This is a genomic window from Capnocytophaga sp. oral taxon 903 (genome assembly GCF_013394785.1).
GTDB lineage: Bacteria > Bacteroidota > Bacteroidia > Flavobacteriales > Flavobacteriaceae > Capnocytophaga > Capnocytophaga ochracea.
Genome location: NZ_JABXYW010000002.1, coordinates 1,811,516 through 1,829,738, shown reverse-complemented (window position 1 = coordinate 1,829,738; position 18,223 = coordinate 1,811,516). Strand labels below are relative to the sequence as shown.

14 protein-coding genes, 1 tRNA gene and 1 pseudogene are annotated in these 18,223 nt (G+C 39.6%); 7 read left to right on the top strand and 9 right to left on the bottom strand.

The features are described 5' to 3' along the window. Position 1: 1 nt before the first annotated feature. The gene (ansB, locus tag HW279_RS07560; RefSeq protein WP_178958530.1) at positions 2-1,060 is read right to left on the bottom strand and encodes an L-asparaginase 2; all 1,059 of its coding nucleotides are present in this window, start codon (positions 1,058-1,060) and stop codon (positions 2-4) included. A gap of 56 nt (positions 1,061-1,116) precedes the next feature. Continuing rightward, positions 1,117-2,442, bottom strand: a complete 1,326-nt coding sequence (locus HW279_RS07555; RefSeq protein ID WP_178958529.1) for an anaerobic C4-dicarboxylate transporter family protein — start codon at positions 2,440-2,442, stop codon at positions 1,117-1,119. Positions 2,443-2,754: 312 nt separating this feature from the next. Between HW279_RS07555 and tsaE the strand changes: the two genes are divergently transcribed. After that, positions 2,755-3,219: a tRNA (adenosine(37)-N6)-threonylcarbamoyltransferase complex ATPase subunit type 1 TsaE gene (gene tsaE, locus HW279_RS07550; protein WP_178958528.1), complete on the top strand. Its 465-nt coding sequence runs from the start codon at positions 2,755-2,757 to the stop codon at positions 3,217-3,219. A gap of 45 nt (positions 3,220-3,264) precedes the next feature. Beyond that, complete coding sequence (locus HW279_RS07545) at positions 3,265-4,290, top strand: o-succinylbenzoate synthase (RefSeq protein ID WP_178958527.1); 1,026 nt, start codon at positions 3,265-3,267, stop codon at positions 4,288-4,290. Here the strand turns inward: HW279_RS07545 and mnmD are convergent. Next, the gene (mnmD, locus tag HW279_RS07540) at positions 4,253-4,915 is read right to left on the bottom strand and encodes a tRNA (5-methylaminomethyl-2-thiouridine)(34)-methyltransferase MnmD (protein ID WP_178958526.1); all 663 of its coding nucleotides are present in this window, start codon (positions 4,913-4,915) and stop codon (positions 4,253-4,255) included. The two genes, HW279_RS07545 and mnmD, sit on opposite strands and share 38 nt — an antisense overlap. A 152-nt stretch (positions 4,916-5,067) precedes the next feature. On the opposite strand from mnmD, the gene HW279_RS07535 reads away from it, so the two are divergent. Both HW279_RS07535 and HW279_RS07530 read left to right on the top strand, forming a co-directional pair. Further along, positions 5,068-6,120, top strand: a complete 1,053-nt coding sequence (locus HW279_RS07535; protein ID WP_178958525.1) for a branched-chain amino acid aminotransferase — start codon at positions 5,068-5,070, stop codon at positions 6,118-6,120. A gap of 89 nt (positions 6,121-6,209) precedes the next feature. Then, positions 6,210-6,283: transfer RNA gene (locus tag HW279_RS07530), tRNA-Arg, on the top strand. A 192-nt stretch (positions 6,284-6,475) separates the two neighbouring features. Here HW279_RS07530 and HW279_RS07525 read toward each other — a convergent pair. The 6 genes from HW279_RS07525 to rsmH all read right to left on the bottom strand — a co-directional run bounded on the left by HW279_RS07525 (position 6,476) and on the right by rsmH (position 12,326). After that, positions 6,476-7,936: a UDP-N-acetylmuramoyl-L-alanyl-D-glutamate--2,6-diaminopimelate ligase gene (locus tag HW279_RS07525; RefSeq protein ID WP_178958524.1), complete on the bottom strand. Its 1,461-nt coding sequence runs from the start codon at positions 7,934-7,936 to the stop codon at positions 6,476-6,478. Between the two features lie 46 nt (positions 7,937-7,982). Next, positions 7,983-8,624: a nucleotidyl transferase AbiEii/AbiGii toxin family protein gene (locus HW279_RS07520; RefSeq protein ID WP_178958523.1), complete on the bottom strand. Its 642-nt coding sequence runs from the start codon at positions 8,622-8,624 to the stop codon at positions 7,983-7,985. Further along, positions 8,579-8,899: a DUF6922 domain-containing protein gene (locus HW279_RS07515; protein WP_178958522.1), complete on the bottom strand. Its 321-nt coding sequence runs from the start codon at positions 8,897-8,899 to the stop codon at positions 8,579-8,581. The genes HW279_RS07520 and HW279_RS07515 overlap by 46 nt, the downstream gene beginning before the upstream one ends. Positions 8,900-9,016: 117 nt before the next feature. Continuing rightward, entirely contained in the window at positions 9,017-10,984 is a 1,968-nt protein-coding gene (locus HW279_RS07510; RefSeq protein WP_255493818.1) for a penicillin-binding protein, read from the bottom strand. A gap of 88 nt (positions 10,985-11,072) precedes the next feature. Continuing rightward, entirely contained in the window at positions 11,073-11,402 is a 330-nt protein-coding gene (locus HW279_RS07505) for an FtsL-like putative cell division protein (protein WP_015782684.1), read from the bottom strand. Positions 11,403-11,411: 9 nt separating this feature from the next. Continuing rightward, complete coding sequence (rsmH, locus tag HW279_RS07500) at positions 11,412-12,326, bottom strand: 16S rRNA (cytosine(1402)-N(4))-methyltransferase RsmH (protein WP_178958520.1); 915 nt, start codon at positions 12,324-12,326, stop codon at positions 11,412-11,414. A 505-nt stretch (positions 12,327-12,831) separates the two neighbouring features. Here rsmH and HW279_RS07495 point away from each other — a divergent pair. The 3 genes and pseudogenes from HW279_RS07495 to HW279_RS07485 all read left to right on the top strand — a co-directional run bounded on the left by HW279_RS07495 (position 12,832) and on the right by HW279_RS07485 (position 18,219). Then, a pseudogene (locus tag HW279_RS07495) lies at positions 12,832-14,513 on the top strand (OstA-like protein). 82 nt (positions 14,514-14,595) lie between these two features. Further along, positions 14,596-15,468, top strand: coding sequence for a flagellar motor protein MotB (locus HW279_RS07490; RefSeq protein WP_009410200.1), 873 nt, complete (start codon positions 14,596-14,598; stop codon positions 15,466-15,468). Between the two features lie 378 nt (positions 15,469-15,846). Further along, a complete protein-coding gene (locus HW279_RS07485) occupies positions 15,847-18,219 on the top strand; it encodes a TonB-dependent receptor (RefSeq protein ID WP_178958519.1) in 2,373 nt (790 codons plus the stop codon). Positions 18,220-18,223: the final 4 nt, after the last annotated feature.

Sequence of the window (18,223 nt, the reverse complement as noted above, 5' to 3'; positions counted from 1 at the left end):
TTTAGTATTCATTGAAATATTTTTGGATTTGTTTCCAATCCTTAGTTTTAGTGAGTGCCAACATCAGTAGTACGCGGGCTTTTTGTGGGTTGAGTGCTTGTGCAGCTACAAATTGATATTTAGCATCATCTACTTCGGCATCGAGGGTAGTAGCTCCTGTAGGTACGCGTGAAGAGCGCACAAACTGAATACCTTGCTCTCTGGCTTTTACTGCCAAATCGAAGATAGTGTGATAGAGGTTACCATTACCTACTCCTGCGTGTACAATACCATCAAATTTAGCGTCCATAAAAGCTTTCATTGGCAATTCGGATACGTTAGAATAACTGTATACAATACCTACTTTAGGCAATTCTTTAAGATTGTCCACATTAAACACAGATTGATAAGTGTGTTTGTTTTCAGGAGTGCGATTAAAGAATACCTTACCGTTGTGAATATATGCCAATTTGCCATAGTTAGCTCCTTGGAAAGTTTCGACAGCTGTAGTATTGGTTTTAATCACATCTTTGGCATCAAGTACAATATCGTTCATACACACCATTACTCCACGCCCCATAGCATTCTTATCGGCAGCAGTTACTACTGCGTTATAGAGGTTTAGAGGTCCATCGGCACTCATACCGGTAGCAGGGCGCATTGCTCCTACCATTACCACAGGTTTTTTGCTGTGTACGGTAAGGTTGAGGAAGTAGGCAGTTTCTTCCATTGTATCGGTACCGTGAGTGATTACCACACCATCATATCCTTCTTTATTTAAGAGCTGATTGATGCGTTTGGCAAGGGTGAGCCATACCTCATCGTTCATATCTTGTGAACCGATTTTCACAATCTGTTCACCACTTATATTGGCTATATTCTTCACTTCGGGCACTGCTTCCAAGAGTTGGTAAATACCGAGCTCACCAGCTTTATAGTTGGTTTCAGTATTCGATTTACTTACTCCAGCGATAGTACCGCCAGTAGCTAAAATACGAATCTTTGGCTTTTGTTGTGCAAAGACTGCCACAGTCATCATTAAGAGCAATGAGAGGGCAATTTTTTTCATCAATGTTATCATATATAATTTTAGTTATTAGTTTTAAATGGAAAGTTAAGAATTAGAAATTAGATATTTCACATAAACATAATTATTAGGTAACCTACTGCAATGGCTACAATAGTAGCTACAAAACCAGGAATTTGGAACGAGTGGTTCAGCACGTACTTGCCTATGCGAGTGGTGCCTGTTCTATCGAAATTGATAGCAGCTACTACGGTAGGATAATTAGGGATAAAGAAATAGCCATTCACCGCAGGGAACATTGCTATCATTGCCATTGGGTGAATGCCTAAGGCAATCCCTAACGGATAAAGAGTTCGTACCGTAGCGGCTTGACTAAATAAAAGAACAGACATTACAAAAAGAGCTACTGCAAAGAGGAAAGGATATTGAGTAACTATTTGTTCGATGTGCATTTTGAAGAACTCAATATTGCCATTGAAAAAAGTATCTCCCATCCAAGCAATCCCAAAAATAGCTATCACGGCTTGCATACCTGCAATAAATACCGAACCTTTTACTGCTTTATTGATGTCTACTCGAGCAAAGATAATCATCAAGCCAGCAATAGACATCATTATAATTTCGATGAGTTGGGTCATTCCCATCTGTACTTTCTCACCTCCTACTTCAAAAGATGGACGGAGGCTATCAATAGAACCAAAAAGTACGATAGAGAGGACTCCTATAAGGAAAATAATCACTGACGTTTTGGCTCTTTGCAAGTCTTTACTGGTCATTTGTGAAGCGGTATGACTTTCTTTTTCTAAAAGACCTTCACGTAAACGGCGTTGGTATTCAGGGTCTTTTTCGAGAGGAACGCCCATAAAACTCACGGCTATGGCGCCTACAATCACCCCTATGAGCGTAGCGGGGATACATACCATCAGGATATTGCCTAACGTAATACCTTTACTACCTAAGAGCTCAGCTGAAAGTAAAGCGGCTGTAGCTGCCGAAATAGGGCTGGCTGTAATAGCCTGTTGCGAAGCTATTACCGATATAGAAAGCGGACGCTCAGGGCGTACCTTGCTATCGGTAGCAATTTCGGAGATGATAGGCAAAAGCGAATAGGCAATGTGACCTGTACCTGAAAACAAAGTAAAAAAGTAGCAGACTACGGGTGCCAAGAAAGTAATCATAGCGGGATTTTTGCGCAGAATTTTCTCGGCTACCTTCACCAAATAATCTAAACCTCCCGCTGCTTGCAAGGTAGCAGCCGCTGTAATAACTGCTACAATGATAAGCATTACATCAATAGGCGGATCGCCAGGTTTGAGTCCGAAACAAAAAACCAGAATTCCTAAACCTATCATACCGAAGATACCGAGCCCAATACCTCCTACTCTGGCTCCTACAAAGATAGCGAGGAGTACGATTAATAATTCTATATATATCATATTCAATGAATAATTGACAATAACAATTAACAACTACTAATTTCGGGTCAAAGATACGAAAGTTTTTGAAAACAAAAAAGAAAAAAAGAATATTTTTTAAAATAAAAAGAACTTTTTTATTTAGAAGATAACCTATATTTAGCTTATAGAAAGGATATAGGAATGATGGACGAATGTTGGACGATTGATATAGAAATGATACATAAACACTTGATATACAATAGTTAAAAATAACTTAATTTCTATAATTTAATTAATTTCCATTTTTTGATTTTTTAAGATTTCTGTATATAACATTAAAAATTCTTTTCAATGTCGAACGGAGGTCATTCGCAATTATTTGCTACCTTTGCCCTCAAAAATAACGTTATGGAATTTACCTACACTTTAGCGGACATTGATACAATTGCAAAAAAACTTCTGCCTCACTTACACTGCAAAGTGGTGATTTTCAGAGGAGGAATGGGATTTGGCAAAACAACACTCATCAAAGCCTTGGCGCGTGCCTTAGGTAGTACCGACAATGTGAGCAGTCCTACTTTTAGCCTTGTGAACCCTTATGAAGGTGCTGATAGTCGTATTTACCATTTTGATTTTTACCGTATCAAAAACGAGGAAGAAGCTTTTGATATTGGTTTTGAAGAATACCTCTATTCGGGCGATTGGTGTTTTATTGAATGGGCGGAAAAGGTTGAAAAATACTTGCCTGATACTTATACCACAGTCGAATTGATACAAATAGATAAAAACCATAGAAAATTAGTAGTTAGCAATTAGAAAATTAGCAAATTGCCCGTGTGGCTCGCATCAAATCGACAAATTATGATTAAACACATTCTCAATTTTAAACGTCCTTCGGGGACATCAAGAGGAGTTCTTACCTCCAAAGAAACCTTCTTTTTAGTAATAGAACAAGAGGGCAAAAAAGGCATAGGAGAATGCAACCTCTTTCGTGGGCTTAGTGCCGATGACGTACCTGATTATAAGGCTAAATTGCAATGGGTAGAACAACACTTACACTTGGGAGAAAAGGCTTTATTAGAAGAGCTCAAGACTTTTCCGTCTATACAATTTGGGGTGGAACAAGCATTTAGGTCGGTAGCAGCTCCACACTGGTACGAGCTCTTTCCTTCGAACTTTACGAAGGGAAAAGACGCTATACCTATTAATGGGCTCATTTGGATGGGCTCTCCAGACTTTATGAAAACGCAGATAAAAGAGAAACTCGCTCAGGGTTTTCGCTGTATCAAAATGAAGATAGGAGCGATTGACTTTGAAGAAGAATACCGTATCTTGAAAGCCTTGCGCAATGAGTTTTCAGCAAACGATATAGAAATACGGGTAGATGCTAATGGTGCGTTTCAAGCAACTGAGGCACTGAGGTATTTAGAACGCTTGGCTACTTTGCAATTACACTCTATTGAGCAACCTATACGGGCAGGACAGTGGGAAGCGATGTCTGAACTATGTGAGCAAACACCTCTGCCTATCGCCCTTGATGAGGAATTGATTGGGGTATTTACAAGGGAAGAAAAACAACGACTTCTGAGAGAGATACAACCGCAGTATATCATTTTAAAACCTTCGCTTATAGGAGGTTATAGAGGTTCTGAAGAATGGATAACCCTCTCCGAAACATTGGGTATAGGTTGGTGGGTAACATCGGCTTTGGAGAGCAATATAGGGCTCAATGCCATTGCACAATGGACGTACACACTTCGCAACCCAATGCCCCAAGGCTTAGGCACGGGAACGCTGTATACAAACAATATACCTTTTCCTTTGTATGTAGAAAACGGACATATAGGCTTTAATCCTTGTGAGCGCGTAACATTTCCCTTTTCATAGGCGGTCCGGGCAATCGCTCGACCGTAAAGCCACAAGCCTGCATTGCACGACGCACAGAGCCTTTGGCGGCGTAGGTTACCAAATAGCCTCCAGTTTTGAGAGCGGTGTACATTTGTTGGAAAATAGCTTCTTGCCACAATTCAGGTTGCACTTGCGCCCCAAAAGCATCGAAATAAATAAGGTCGAAAGTATCGGTATCGTTGATAGTTTCAAAACGTTGTAATCGCTTTTTGAAACTAAAAGAGGGTAATAGGGTAATGAGTTTGTTCCACTCACAACGGTGCATCTGCTCAAAAACGGGCACGAGTGCTGGAGCGTTAAGCATCTGTGGAAAGTTCATTTGCGAGGCTTCGTCACACGAAAGTGGGTAGGCTTCTACCGTTTCGTAACGAATATTCAGTTGCAAAGATTCGTGTTCCTTGTAAGTAGCCAAAGCGTTAAGCCCCGTGCCAAAGCCAATTTCTAAGATAGAGATGCTTTGGTGGTCAAATAGTTGCAGTCCGTTTTTGATAAACACGTGCTGAGTTTCTTGAAGCGCGCCGTGTACTGAGTGATAGGTCTCGTCCAACTGTGGAATATAAAGGCTGGTAGAGCCATCGGAGGTTTTTATAAGTTCGTGAGTCATTATTCAGGTAAAAGATAAAAGATAACAAGTAATCGTTTAATAGTTAGTGTGTTGAAAAATATAGGTAAAGATTTTTGTGTTTTACGCGACAAAGTTAAAAAATATTTTGTACCTTTGACAAAAATTTAGACAAAATCAAAAACTAAAACAATATGAATTTAAAGATTGAAAAAGTAAAAGAAAGTCGTATTAACCAGATAGACTTTTCAAAACTGAGTTTTGGTAAAACTTTTGCTGACCATATGTTCATCTGTGAATACAAAGATGGACAGTGGCAAAACCCAACCATCAAACCTTATGCTCCTATAACCCTTGAGCCTTCGGCAAGCGTATTTCATTACGGACAAGCTGTTTTTGAGGGAATGAAAGCTTATAAAGATGACAACGGACACGTTTTTTTATTCCGTCCGCAAGAAAACTACAAACGTATCAATAAATCCTGCTCACGCTTGGCAATGCCTGAGTTTCCTGAAGAATGGTTTGACCAAGCTCTCCGTACTCTTGTAGATATTGATAGTGAGTGGATAAAACCCGGATTTGGCAATGCTCTCTATTTGCGCCCATTTATGATTGCTACTACTGCTGGCGTGCAAGCGGCTCCTGCTAAAAACTACCTCTTTATGATTATTACTGCCCCTGTACAAGCTTATTACAAAGGCGATGTAAAAGTAAAAATAGCGGACTATTATAGCCGTGCTGCTAATGGTGGTTTTGGTTTTGCTAAAGCTGCAGGTAACTACGCAGGTCAGTTTTTCCCTACTCAGGAAGCTGCCAATGAAGGTTACCAACAAGTAATGTGGACAGATGATGCTACTCACCAATTCTTAGAAGAAGCAGGTACAATGAACCTATGGTTCCGTTTTGGTAACACCCTTGTTACTTGCCCTACTAGTGAGCGTATTCTCGATGGAGTAACTCGTAAAAGTATCATTGCAGTAGCCGAAAGATTAGGTATCAAAACCGAAGTACGCCCAGTGAAAGTAACCGAACTTATCGAAGCAGCTGAAAAAGGTGAATTGAAAGAAGCATTTGGTTGTGGAACGGCTGCGGTGATTAGCCCTATATCTGGATTTGGCTATAAGGGCAAAGATTACAGCGTAAATCGTCCTGCAGAATTGTACACCGATAAAATTAAACAAGCGATACTTAACATTCAGTATAACAAGGCTGAAGATCCCTTCGGCTGGAGAGTGCAAGTAAAGTAAGAAGAAAATAATTTGTGAAAAAGTTGTGAAAAAGTTTGCAGGTTTCAAAAAAGGTCGTACCTTTGCACCCGTAAAACAAGAACAACAATGGCCTCGTGGCGCAACTGAATAGCGCATCTGATTACGGCTCAGAAGGTTACAGGTTTGAATCCTGTCGAGGTCACGAAAAAAGCTCCAACCAAGTTGGAGCTTTTTTTATCTTAATGAACGTCGTATAAGGAAAATAAATATACACAATTTAAATATTAAAACAAAGTAGTGGCATAATAAACTTTTCCAAGAGCTTTAAATTCTTGGAAAAGTTTATTTTTATAATGATGTAAACACTTAAAAACTTTCCTCTTAAAACCTATTTTTATTTCTTATAAAGCTCCAAGTATTCCCGTACGATTTCAAAGTCGTCGAAATGGTGTCTAATGCCTTTAATTTCTTGGTACGTTTCGTGTCCCTTACCGGCGATGAGGATAATATCACCTTTTTGAGCGTTCTTGCAAACGGATTGTATTGCCTGACGACGATCGGTGATGGTTTGTACTTTGTGGAATTGTTGTGGCTGTACCCCTTGTTCCATTTCGGAAAGAATCGTCTCAGGTTCTTCGTTGCGCGGGTTGTCGGAAGTGAGGATTACATTATCGCTGAGGGTTGTAGCTATATCAGCCATTATAGGGCGTTTACCTTTATCGCGATTGCCTCCACAGCCCACTACGGTAGTGAGGGTTTCGTTGTGAGTGCGTATATCGTTGATGGTTTTCAGAACGTTTTCAAGAGCATCGGGGGTATGAGCATAATCCACTATGGTAATCACTCCCGTAGCCGATACTGCATACTGAAAACGTCCTGCCACAGGTTCTATGGCACTGATAAGAGTAAGCGCTTCGAGTTCGTCAATACCCAATAGAGTAGCTGTAGCATATACCGCCAAAAGATTATAGGCATTGAACTCACCTATGAGTTTTGTCCATACCTCGTGCTGATTGATACGCAACAGCAAGCCGTCAAATCTGCTCTCGATGATATATGCCTTATAATCTGCGTGAGTTTTGAGTGCGTATGTTTTCTTTTGAGCTTTGGTATTTTGTAGCATAAAAGCCCCATTCTTATCATCGTTGTTTACTAAGGCAAAAGCGGTAACGGGTAACGCATCAAAGAAGCGTTTTTTCACATCGCGATAAGCAGCAAAGGTTTTGTGATAGTCGAGGTGGTCGCGGGTGAGGTTAGTGAAGATACCTCCTGCGAACTGTAGCCCTTCGGTACGATGCTGGTCGATGCCGTGCGAACTGACTTCCATAAAGCAGTATTTCACCCCTTGTTCTACCATTAAATGCAGATAATGATTCAGTTGAAGAGGGTCGGGGGTGGTGTGAGTAGCTTCAAAACGCTGATCGTCTACGTATACCGCCACTGTGGAGAGTAACCCCGCTTTTTGTCCTGCTTTTCTAAACAATTGGTAGAGTAACGTAGCAATAGTAGTCTTGCCGTTTGTACCCGTTACACCTACTAAGGTAAGTTTTTCGGAAGGATTGCCATAGAAGTTAGCTGCAATCAAGGCTAAAACACTATGGGTATTAGGAACTACTATATAGCTTACATTAGGCAAAGGTTGTTGAGGTAATTGCTCACATACGATAGCAGTAGCACCACTGCGTATAGCTTGGTCTATGTATTCGTGTCCGTTAGATTGCGTACCCGTGATGGCAACAAACATACTTCCTTTTTCCGCCTTGCGGGAGTCGAAGCAAACGGAAGTGATATCTTTATCTTCCACATAAAGGGAAGTTTTTATAGTGATATTTTTAAGTAATGTTTTTAAGTTCATAATGTTAATTAGTTAATTAGCCGATTTTCTATTTGTCAGTGTCATTTTACAAAGGCGAATGTTCAAAAACTTTCTTAGGAGAGGAAACCATTTCTTTGAGACGTTTTGCTATCTTTCCCCATTGATATTTCTTTTCAGTGAGTTGAATAGGAACATCAAAATAAATATCATTATGAAACAAAAGAGCTTTTCGGTATATTTGTAGATTTTTATTAGGAAATTTATAAGCTACAAATGAGAGCATCTCATCAAAAGAAAATCGCATTGACAAATAGGCTATATCAATAAAATCTTTCAACCGCGTACCATTATCGGCAATAGCTAAGAGTTTCATTGCAATAATATCCTGCAAACTGAATAGCCTTATACCTCCTATGTTTTGTATCTGTTCACACAAAGGAGTATTAAAAGTAATAAAGTCTATTTTAACCCCTTCTATACTTCCTTTTAGAGTACTGCGAGCCTTATTGTCAGTAAGAAAGTTATATTGCTGAGATAGATAAGACTCTAATTCAGTATTATCGAAATCTTCTAACGAAAATAAATCTAAATCAATACTGATGCGATGCCCTAAATACAAGGTAATAGCAGTACCTCCAGCTAAATAGAATTCATTCAGCTTCTCATCTTTCATCAAGATTTTCAGGAGTTCAAAAGTTGCTCCCGGTACTGTTTGTTCTTGTAACATTGTAAATCGTTTAAATCTATTTGAAATGCCTTTGAAACGAAATTCATATCCTTTTCGTTTAGGTAAGGCACTTGTTTTACTATTTCTATAAACGCTTCTAAGCCCCCATATAATTGCATAGCGGCATAAAAATCGTTGTCCCACCCCCTTTCTACAATGCGTTGTATGACTATTACTTTTCCTTTCTCCCAATCAAAGGTAGAGAGGTCGTAATCCCAAAGTAAAGTAGGAGAAACTTCTAAAGGGTCTTTGTCTTTCCAATCATCAAAAAGCATTATTTTTTAGTTGTTAGTTTAAATCGGATAATACAGACCAGTAGGACTGGTTGGAGTTTATAGGGTACAAATGTACAATAGAATGCAGAGTGTAAAATTAGTATATTAGCACGTCAGCTAATTCTCTAATTTGCCACATTGTAACACTACTACTATATTGCGGGGTACTTTAGTGCCTTTGGCAATTGATTGTGCACTTACTTTACCTTCACCTGAGAATTTCACTCGTAAGCCCATATTCTCCAAGAGAGCAACAGCGTCCATTACATTCATACCGCTAAGGTCGGGCATTATGGTTTTGTACTTAGCAGCTTTGGCATAATAATCTTCGTAGTTTGTAGTAGTACTGGCTGATATTTTATCTACGTTTTCTACCGTATCTATCAACAGCGAATTGGTATAGATTTTATGAGCAATACTCTTAAATACAGGCCCTGATACATCGGCACCATAGAAACCTACACTCTTATCGGGTTCGTGAATTACCACTATACAAGAGTATTTAGGGTTATCGACAGGAAAGAACCCTGCAAATGAAGATATATAGCTAAGTTTACTCTTATCGGCACTGGCATAGTTCTTACGGGCTGTACCTGTTTTACCTGCCATTGAGAAATCGGGAGAATGGAGACGATGCCCTGAACCGTAGGAACGTTCTACTACATTAGCCAATAGTCCCTTGGCACGGTCAGCAGTTTGTTTAGAACATATTTTACCATTGACAATTTCTACATTAAACTTCTCTACTGTTTTATTCCATTCCTTTACTTCTTTTATCATTCGAGGTTTGACCATTACTCCTCCGTTGGCAATTGCATTATAAAAAGCCAAGCTTTGCAAAGGAGTAAGTTTTACGGAATAACCTATTGCCATTGACTCAAGCGTTACCCCACTCCATATTTTGTCGCGAGGTGTAGGAATATAGGGAATACCTTCGCCTAAAATAGGTAAGCCTAAGGGTTGATTTAGGTTCATTTGAATGAGCTTGGTAGTAAAATCAGAAGGAGATTTTGAAAAAAGACTATGCACTAGTTCAGTCATTCCGACATTAGAAGAGACCGAAAAAGCTTTGTTGAGACTTATATTTCCTGTAAACCTATGTTGAGAGTCTTGAAAAGTCTTATCGTAATACTGTTGTTTTCCTTCCTTGATATCTACTACATAAGTCGTATCGATATTGCGGGCTTCCATAGCGGCTACTACCGTCATTAGTTTGAAGACTGAACCAGGTTCGTGTGCTTCACCAATAGCAAAGTTATAACGCTCAGAATACGTATCGTTTCTAGTATTCAGCTCTAAGTTAGAAATAGCTTTTATCTCACCTGTATTCACCTCCATTACTATCACACAACCGTGCTGAGCTTTGTATTTTTTAAGTTGTGTAAGCAAAGCGTGGTGAGCGATATCTTGGATATTAATATTGATAGTAGATACTACATCGTAGCCGTCCTTAGGTTCGATGATATTAAAACCACTGGCAAGTTTCCACTGTCCTTGTGCTATTTTTTGTTCTACGCGTCGACCTTTGGTTCCTAATAAATAGCTGGCATAAGCACCTTCCAAACCTACACGGGTAGTATAGCCTGTTTCATCAGTACGGGCATAACCGATACTGCGGTGTGCAATACCTCCTAATGGATATTCGCGTTTTATATTGCGCTCGACGATAATACCGCCTTTATAAGGACCTTTATTGAAGAGGGGGAATTTCTTGATTCGGGAGTACTCGCTATAACCCAGATTAGTGGCTACGAGCATATAGCGATTCTTTAAGCTACGTTCTTTTTTAAAGAGATTTAAGTAATAGCTATTGGGTTTTCCAAACATACGCGAAAGCGAATCGCTGAGGGGTTTTACATACCTATTGAAATTAGCTCTGGAAGGCGCAATACCGTCCCAACGGATATCATACCGAGTTACCGAAGTGGCAAGCAAACTACCATCATCAGAATACAAATTACCTTGACTGGGGATAATATCAGCTTCTCGCAAGGTAGTTTCGTCTACTTTGGCGCGATACTCATCACCGTCAATTTGTATTTTTATGAGCTTTACCGCAATGACACCTATCATCAGTAGCATCATAATGGTTACCAAATAAGTGCGCGATGTTATCTTTTTATCGTTTTTTTCCAATGCTTCTTTCTACTTGTATTATCTATTATCTCAAAGATTATTCTTCTACAATTGCCTTTATTTTTTGTGGTGGTTTTTCGGGTTGTTTGAGTCCTTTGCTTTCTAATTGTTCTAAAAGCGTAGACTCCAAACGCACTTTCTGCAAACGCGAACGCACATCGACGAATTCACTTTTGAGCTCATTTACTTCGTCGTTGAGCTTAGCTATTTGGTGTACTTTGCGGTCTACCATATGTGAGCTGGCTATCATTATAACTCCCAAAGCAAAAAGAAAGCTTATGAAGAACCAATTTCGGGTAGCTTCTTTACCTTCTACCAAAAATTTTCCTCGCAATATATTCTTTATTTCATCAGTGGCTTTTCCCATTTTTTTCAGTTATGAGTTTAAACGTTCGGCGATACGGAGTTTCGCACTACGGGCACGGCTGTTTTGTGCTATTTCAGTATCATCAGGAGTGATGAGACCGCCTACTTTTTTAAAGGGTACTGACACATTGCCATACCAATCTTTCTCAGGAGCTCCTTCTAACTGTCCGTCTCGAATGAAGCGTTTTACGCAGCGGTCTTCGAGTGAATGATAGCTGATAAGGCTGATACGCCCTTGGGGCTTGACTACGGCAGGGAGTTGTAGCAAAAATGATTCCAAAGCTTCTATTTCGGCATTTACCTCTATACGAATGGCTTGATAGATTTGTGCTAACACTTTGTTCTCTTTAAATTTAGGCAAGAGAGCTTTTACTGCTTCTTGTAGTTCACTGCCTAAGCGTATTGGCTTCTGCTCTCGGTAACTGATTATGGCACGGGCTATCGCTTTGGCATTTTTCAGTTCGCCATATTGAAAAAAGATATGAGTGAGTTCTATCTCGCCATACTCATTGACGACTTCTTGGGCTGAAAGAGGAGCTTGCTGGTTCATACGCATATCGAGTGTACCTTCAAAACGAGTAGAGAAACCACGCTCAGCTACATCGAACTGGTGAGAGGAAACCCCAAAATCACCCAAAACCCCATCTACTTGTGTTACTCCGTAAAAACGCAAATACTGACGCAGATACTTAAAGTTTTGCTGAATAAGAGTAAAACGTTCATCATCGATGGTATTATTAAGGGCGTCGGTATCTTGGTCGAACGCATAGAGGCGTCCGTTTTTACCGAGGTGCTTTAAGATTTCGCGCGAATGCCCTCCACCACCAAAGGTAACGTCGACATAAGTGCCATTATCTTTGATATTCAGTCCCTCAATGCTTTGCGTTAAGAGTACAGGAGTATGATAGGAGGTGTTATTGTTCATTTACTTGCTACGTGATATAATAGAGTGCAAAGGTACGAATTTAATACTCAACCACCAAATTTAAATTAATGGTGAATGAGAGAATGAGAAAATGAGAAAATGTGAGAATGAGGAAATGGATAAGGTTATGAAGGGATTGTAAAGGTGTGTTATCGGAGAATCTCGGAGGGAATCGGAAAGTATCGAAGATAGGGTTATGGTATAGTTAGCTTATAGAAAGCTTATAGGAAGCTTATACGAATCTTGGACGATTGGTATAGAAGGGGTATATAAGTAGTTAAGAATGAGGGATTAAGAGCGAAGATTAAAGAGTTAAAAAGTGTTAATTAGGCGAAGGGTAAAGAATGGAGAAACGAAAGTATATAGAGACGAAAAAGGAGAAATATAGAAACCGTAAAGGCTGTGAACTGGAAGAGAATGGTATAAAAATTGATGTGTGGGGCATAGATGTATTGGCATTTATGATTATTTTCGTATCTTTGCACCATCATTGGAATGAATTTGAATGAAAAAAACGTATTACTATATATTATTCACTTGTTTATTAACCTTTTGTACTAACCTTTGGGCTCAGAATGACAATAGCAAGACCCGCCGTATCGAAATTATCTACGGGGGGAATTTACGATTGACAATGAGAAATACCCTGGGGCTACTATCTTTAAATCGGACGGACAACGGGTACAGTTTCGACATCAAGGGTTAGACGTGTGGTGCGATTTGGCTGTGCTCTACGAGGAGAAAAACGAGGTGATTGCACACGGCAATGTAGTGTTACAACAAGGCGACACGCTACAAATGAACAGTCAGTACGTATCGTATAAAGGGAATACTAAAACAGCTGTAGCCCGCGAGAACGTGCTATTGCGCAATGGGAATATGACGCTGGAAACCCAAGAACTCTTCTTCGACCGCAACTCTCAGGAGGCTTATTACAACAATTTCGGGAAAATTACTGACCCTGAAAATGAGCTCACCAGTAAAACAGGAAAGTATTACGTAACGACCAAGAAAAACCAATTTACCAATTCGGTAAAGATTGTCAATAGAGATTTTACGGTTAATTCGCAGGTGTTGGACTATTATCACAATTCGGGCAACGCCTATTTTTACGGCAAAACTACCATTGTGGGCGCTGACTACAAAGTGTATTGCGAGCGAGGTTTTTACGATACGCGTCGACAATTGGGTTATTTTATGAAGCACGCCAAGATAGAATACGACCTGAAAACCTTGGTGGGCGATAGTTTGTATTTTGATAAACGCCGTCAGTTTTCTTCGGGTTCTAACAATATCTTCATTTCGGACACGGTAAACAAGACCTTTGTAAGAGGGCATTACGGCGAAATTCACAAGGCAAAAGATTCGATGTTTATCACCAAAAAGGCAGTGGTAATCACATTAGTGGAGAAAGACTCGATGTATATGCACGGCAAGCGCATTTTGGTTACTGGCAAACCGCAACACCGCGTGATTCGCGCTTACCCCGATGCTCGTATTTTCAAAAGTGATATGCAAGCCAAGTGCGATTCGATTCACTCTGACGAGGCTAATGGGCTGACCCAAATGGTGGGCAAACCTGTAGCGTGGACGGGCGAAAGCCAAATGACGGGTGACAATATTCACCTGATTGCCAATACGAAGACCGAGCAATTGGACTCTTTGAAAGTGTTTAACAACGCACTGGTGGTAGAGAAAGACAGTTTGGGCGATGGCTATAACCAAGTGAAAGGTAAGTTCTTGTATGGCAAATTCAAGAAAAATGTTTTGCGACAAATAGACTTTTTGCAGAATACCGAGTCTATTTATTACGTGTATAACGACGCTAAGGAGCTGGTAGGTATCAACAAACTGACTTGTAGTCATATTAAGCTCTATTTAAACAAAGACCAGCAAATACAACAAACGGTGTTTATTACACAACCATCGGGGAATTTATACCCAGACGATAAATTACACGTGAACGACCGCAAGTTTAAGGAATTTATATGGCGAGGTGATGAACGTATCCGCAGTAAAGAAGAGATTTTTAGCGATGCGGAGAAGAAAATAAAACCCAAGAAAATTAAGGGAATGAAGACTCCTGAGGAGATAGACGAGGAGGAAAATCTGCTTGCAAATCCGTCGCTTAAAAAAGAGAATAAGGCAGGGAAAGAGAAGGCTAAAGAGAAGCCAAAAAGCAAATAAGACGAAAAGTTGGCATTTTTATTGCACAATAATAAAAAAAGGCGTACATTTGCCTATTGATTAATTTTAAAACATAAACTATATGAAAAAATTTATTATCGCAATGTCGGTGTTGGGATTAATTACCACATCGTGCGTATCCAAAAAGAAGTATGCTGAATTAGAAGCAAGAAACAAACAGACTGAGGATTTGCTAAACACTGCTACCGTAAAACTCAATATGTGTTTAGACGAAAAGAACAACTTGACTCACAAGTTGGAGAGTATGAAAAATCAGAACGACTTGCTCAAAGAAAACAATCAGCAGCTCATCAACAATATGGGTAACCTTACTACGCTTACCCAAAAAGGTGCTGAGAACCTTGAAAAATCATTGGAAAGCTTGCGTGAAAAAGATTTAACTATCAAGAATTTGCGCGATGCTGTTACCCGTCGTGACTCAATAAACCTCGCCTTGGTACAAAGCCTCAAAGGAGTGTTGGGTAACTTAGACGACCAAGATGTAGACATCAAAGTAGAAAAAGGTGTGGTATTTATCAATATCTCTGATAAGATGCTTTTCAGCAGTGGTAGCTACACTATTTCTAAAAACGCAAAGAGCGTACTTGAAAAAGTTGCAAAAGTGGTTAAAAATAAACCTGACTTTGAGTTTATGGTGGAAGGACACACCGATAACGTAAACATCAAAACAAGTTGTATTCGTGACAACTGGGATTTGAGCGTAATGCGTGCTACCGAGATTGTACGTGTTTTACAAAAAGACTTTGGAGTTGCTCCTGAGCGTATGACCGCTGCCGGACGTAGCTACTACGTGCCATTAGCAAGCAATGGTGATGCTAACGGACGTGCCTTAAACCGTCGTACTCGTATTGTGATATTGCCTAAGCTTGACCAATTCTACACTATGATTGAAGAGGGAATGAAAGACCCTGCTATCGGTGGTAAAGGAAAATAGTGCGAGTCGGTGCGAGTCGCACAAACAATTAATGAATTAACAAATGAGATAAGAGTCAGCAGTTAGTGTAAAGCTAATTGCTGACTTTTTGTATGGAAGAGTGAATAGAAAGTGCGAGCCACACAAGCAGTCGTAGCACGATAGGTATTTTTTAAATTGGTAAATTAGTAGATTTTTGAAGTTGTAAGTTTCATAAAAAAACAATCAAGCGTTGGTTATTATTTCACTAATCATTGATTAGTTTTTTGTATAAATCACAATATTGTTATACCTTTGCACTCAAAAAGACACAAAATTGATAACTTATTAAAAGAAATAGATAAGTGCTATAAACATCTTGTCTTATACTTTTGTACCGAAAAATAAAAACAGTAACATATGAAAAGAAAATGTTTGCTACTATTGTTTTTAGTAGCTACAACTGCTGTTTTTGCACAGCACAAATACACCCTTAGTGGTTCGATTGCTGATGCTTCTAACGGCGAAAAGCTCTTAGGGGTAAACTTTATCATCAAAGAACTGCACACGGGTACCTCTACCAACGAGTACGGGTTCTATTCTATTACCTTGCCCGAAGGCAAATATACCATTACCATTGAGTATATAGGCTATGGGACTTACCAAGAAACTATAGTATTAAACAAGAATATCCGCAAAGATTACAAACTGAAGCCTGAGACTATTCAGCTTACAGGAGTAGACGTAACTGCAAATGCCACAACCCAGAAAACAGCAGTACGCAAGCCTGAAATGAGTGTAGCTTCTATTCCTATCGCTACGGTGAAGAAACTGCCTGTATTGGTAGGTGAAGTAGATATTATCAAAACGCTGATGCAGATGCCAGGGGTGAGCAACGCAGGCGAAGCATCATCAGGATTTAACGTGCGTGGAGGTGCTGCCGACCAGAATTTAGTACTTCTTGATGAAGCAACGATTTTCAACGCATCACATCTCTTTGGTTTTTTGAGTGTCTTCAACGCTGATGCTATACGTGATATGAAACTCTACAAAGGAGGAATTCCAGCACGCTATGGTGGGCGTATCGCTTCGGTTTTGGATATTTATCAGAAAGAGGGTAACAAGAACAAGTTTGGAGCTACAGGGGGTATAGGGGTGCTCTCTTCACGATTACTTGCGGAAGGTCCTATAGTGAAAGACAAAGCCTCATTTTTAGTAGGAGGTCGCGCCTCTTACGCTCATCTCTTCCTCAAACTGAGCGACAATGAAAATTCGATGTACTTTTACGACCTCAATACAAAACTCTCTTACCAACTGAACCAAAACAATGCGTTGTATCTTTCGGGTTACTTTGGTAGGGACTTTTTTAAACTGAGCGATAACCTTACTAATGCTTATGGTAATGCCTTAGTGAATTTGCGTTGGAATCACTTATTTACTGAGAAGCTCTTCTCTAATTTATCTGCTATTTATAGCAATTACGACTATAAGTTTGACTTTAACTGGATTGATATGATATGGACTTCAGGGATAGAGAATTTCAACCTAAAATATGATTTCAAGAACTATGTATCAGAGAAGTTTAAATTTACCTACGGTTTTCAAGGACTATATTATACCTTCAAACCTGGTAAAATAGTACCTACCTCTCCTGCTTCTACTATTAAAGAAAAAATATTAGACAATAAATATGCTGCTGAATTGGGATTCTATGCTGATGCCGAACAGAAATTAGGAGAAGCTCTTACAGTATCATACGGCTTGCGCTTCAGTAATTTTTATCACTTAGGAAAGCGTACTGTAAATGTGTATAAAGATGACAACCCTGTGATATTTAACGCTAGCCGACAAATCTATCAGAAAGCGACTCCTATTGGGACGAAGTACTACGGTAGTAACCGTATCATAAATTTGTACTCTAACTTCGAACCGCGCTTTACTATGAGTTATGCTTTCAACGATAATAAATCAATAAAAGCAAGTTATGCGCGTACGGCTCAATATGTACATTTGATTTCTAACACAGCTTCGCCTTCGCCTTTGAACGTATGGGCACCGAGTGATGGGTTTATCAAACCACAGTTAGCTGACCAAGTGGCGTTGGGTTATGCTTCTAACTTCTCGGACGATAAATACAGCATAGAGGTTGAAACTTATTACAAGAAAGTGAAAAATCGCTTAGACTATATAGACGGTGCGAACCTCATTGCTAACGAAGCGATTGAACAAGTATTGCTAACAGGGGAAAACAGAGCTTATGGTTTAGAACTGTTATTGCGTAAAAACACCGGTAAACTCACTGGGTGGATAGCTTATACGCTCTCAAAATCGGAAATGCAAACTAAAGGACGTACCTCTGAAGAAATAGGTATCAACTACGGCGACTGGTATAGCGCCCCCTACGACAAACCTCACGATGTTTCGATTACGGCTACCTATGAGCTCTCTGCTAAATGGACATTCGGAGCTGTATTTAACTTTCAATCAGGCTTACCTACTAATTACCCCATAGGGCGTTATAACTACTTAGGAATGAGTGTTCCTGACTATAGCAAACGCAACGAATACCGCTTGCCTACTTATCACCGTTTGGATCTTTCGGCTACCTATACACCACAACGCCCAAACAAGCGTTGGAAAAGCGAATGGGTATTCGGTATTTACAACGTGTACAACCGCAAGAATGCTGTAAGCGTTTCCTTCCGTGAGAACTTAGACACCCATAAAAATGAAGCCGTTAAACTCTCTATTTTTGGTATTATACCCAGTGTAACTTATAATTTTAGTTTCTAATGCT

Excerpts from the sequence above, each read along its gene's own strand:
- ansB (WP_178958530.1), bottom strand. The coding sequence starts at position 1,060 with ATGATAACATTGATGAAAAAAATTGCCCTCTCATTGCTCTTAATGATG.
- HW279_RS07555 (WP_178958529.1), bottom strand. The coding sequence starts at position 2,442 with ATGATATATATAGAATTATTAATCGTACTCCTCGCTATCTTTGTAGGA.
- tsaE (WP_178958528.1), top strand. The coding sequence starts at position 2,755 with ATGTCGAACGGAGGTCATTCGCAATTATTTGCTACCTTTGCCCTCAAA.
- HW279_RS07545 (WP_178958527.1), top strand. The coding sequence starts at position 3,265 with ATGATTAAACACATTCTCAATTTTAAACGTCCTTCGGGGACATCAAGA.
- mnmD (WP_178958526.1), bottom strand. The coding sequence starts at position 4,915 with ATGACTCACGAACTTATAAAAACCTCCGATGGCTCTACCAGCCTTTAT.
- HW279_RS07535 (WP_178958525.1), top strand. The coding sequence starts at position 5,068 with ATGAATTTAAAGATTGAAAAAGTAAAAGAAAGTCGTATTAACCAGATA.
- HW279_RS07525 (WP_178958524.1), bottom strand. The coding sequence starts at position 7,936 with ATGAACTTAAAAACATTACTTAAAAATATCACTATAAAAACTTCCCTT.
- HW279_RS07520 (WP_178958523.1), bottom strand. The coding sequence starts at position 8,624 with ATGTTACAAGAACAAACAGTACCGGGAGCAACTTTTGAACTCCTGAAA.
- HW279_RS07515 (WP_178958522.1), bottom strand. The coding sequence starts at position 8,899 with ATGCTTTTTGATGATTGGAAAGACAAAGACCCTTTAGAAGTTTCTCCT.
- HW279_RS07510 (WP_255493818.1), bottom strand. The coding sequence starts at position 10,984 with ATGATGCTACTGATGATAGGTGTCATTGCGGTAAAGCTCATAAAAATA.
- HW279_RS07505 (WP_015782684.1), bottom strand. The coding sequence starts at position 11,402 with ATGGGAAAAGCCACTGATGAAATAAAGAATATATTGCGAGGAAAATTT.
- rsmH (WP_178958520.1), bottom strand. The coding sequence starts at position 12,326 with ATGAACAATAACACCTCCTATCATACTCCTGTACTCTTAACGCAAAGC.
- HW279_RS07490 (WP_009410200.1), top strand. The coding sequence starts at position 14,596 with ATGAAAAAATTTATTATCGCAATGTCGGTGTTGGGATTAATTACCACA.
- HW279_RS07485 (WP_178958519.1), top strand. The coding sequence starts at position 15,847 with ATGAAAAGAAAATGTTTGCTACTATTGTTTTTAGTAGCTACAACTGCT.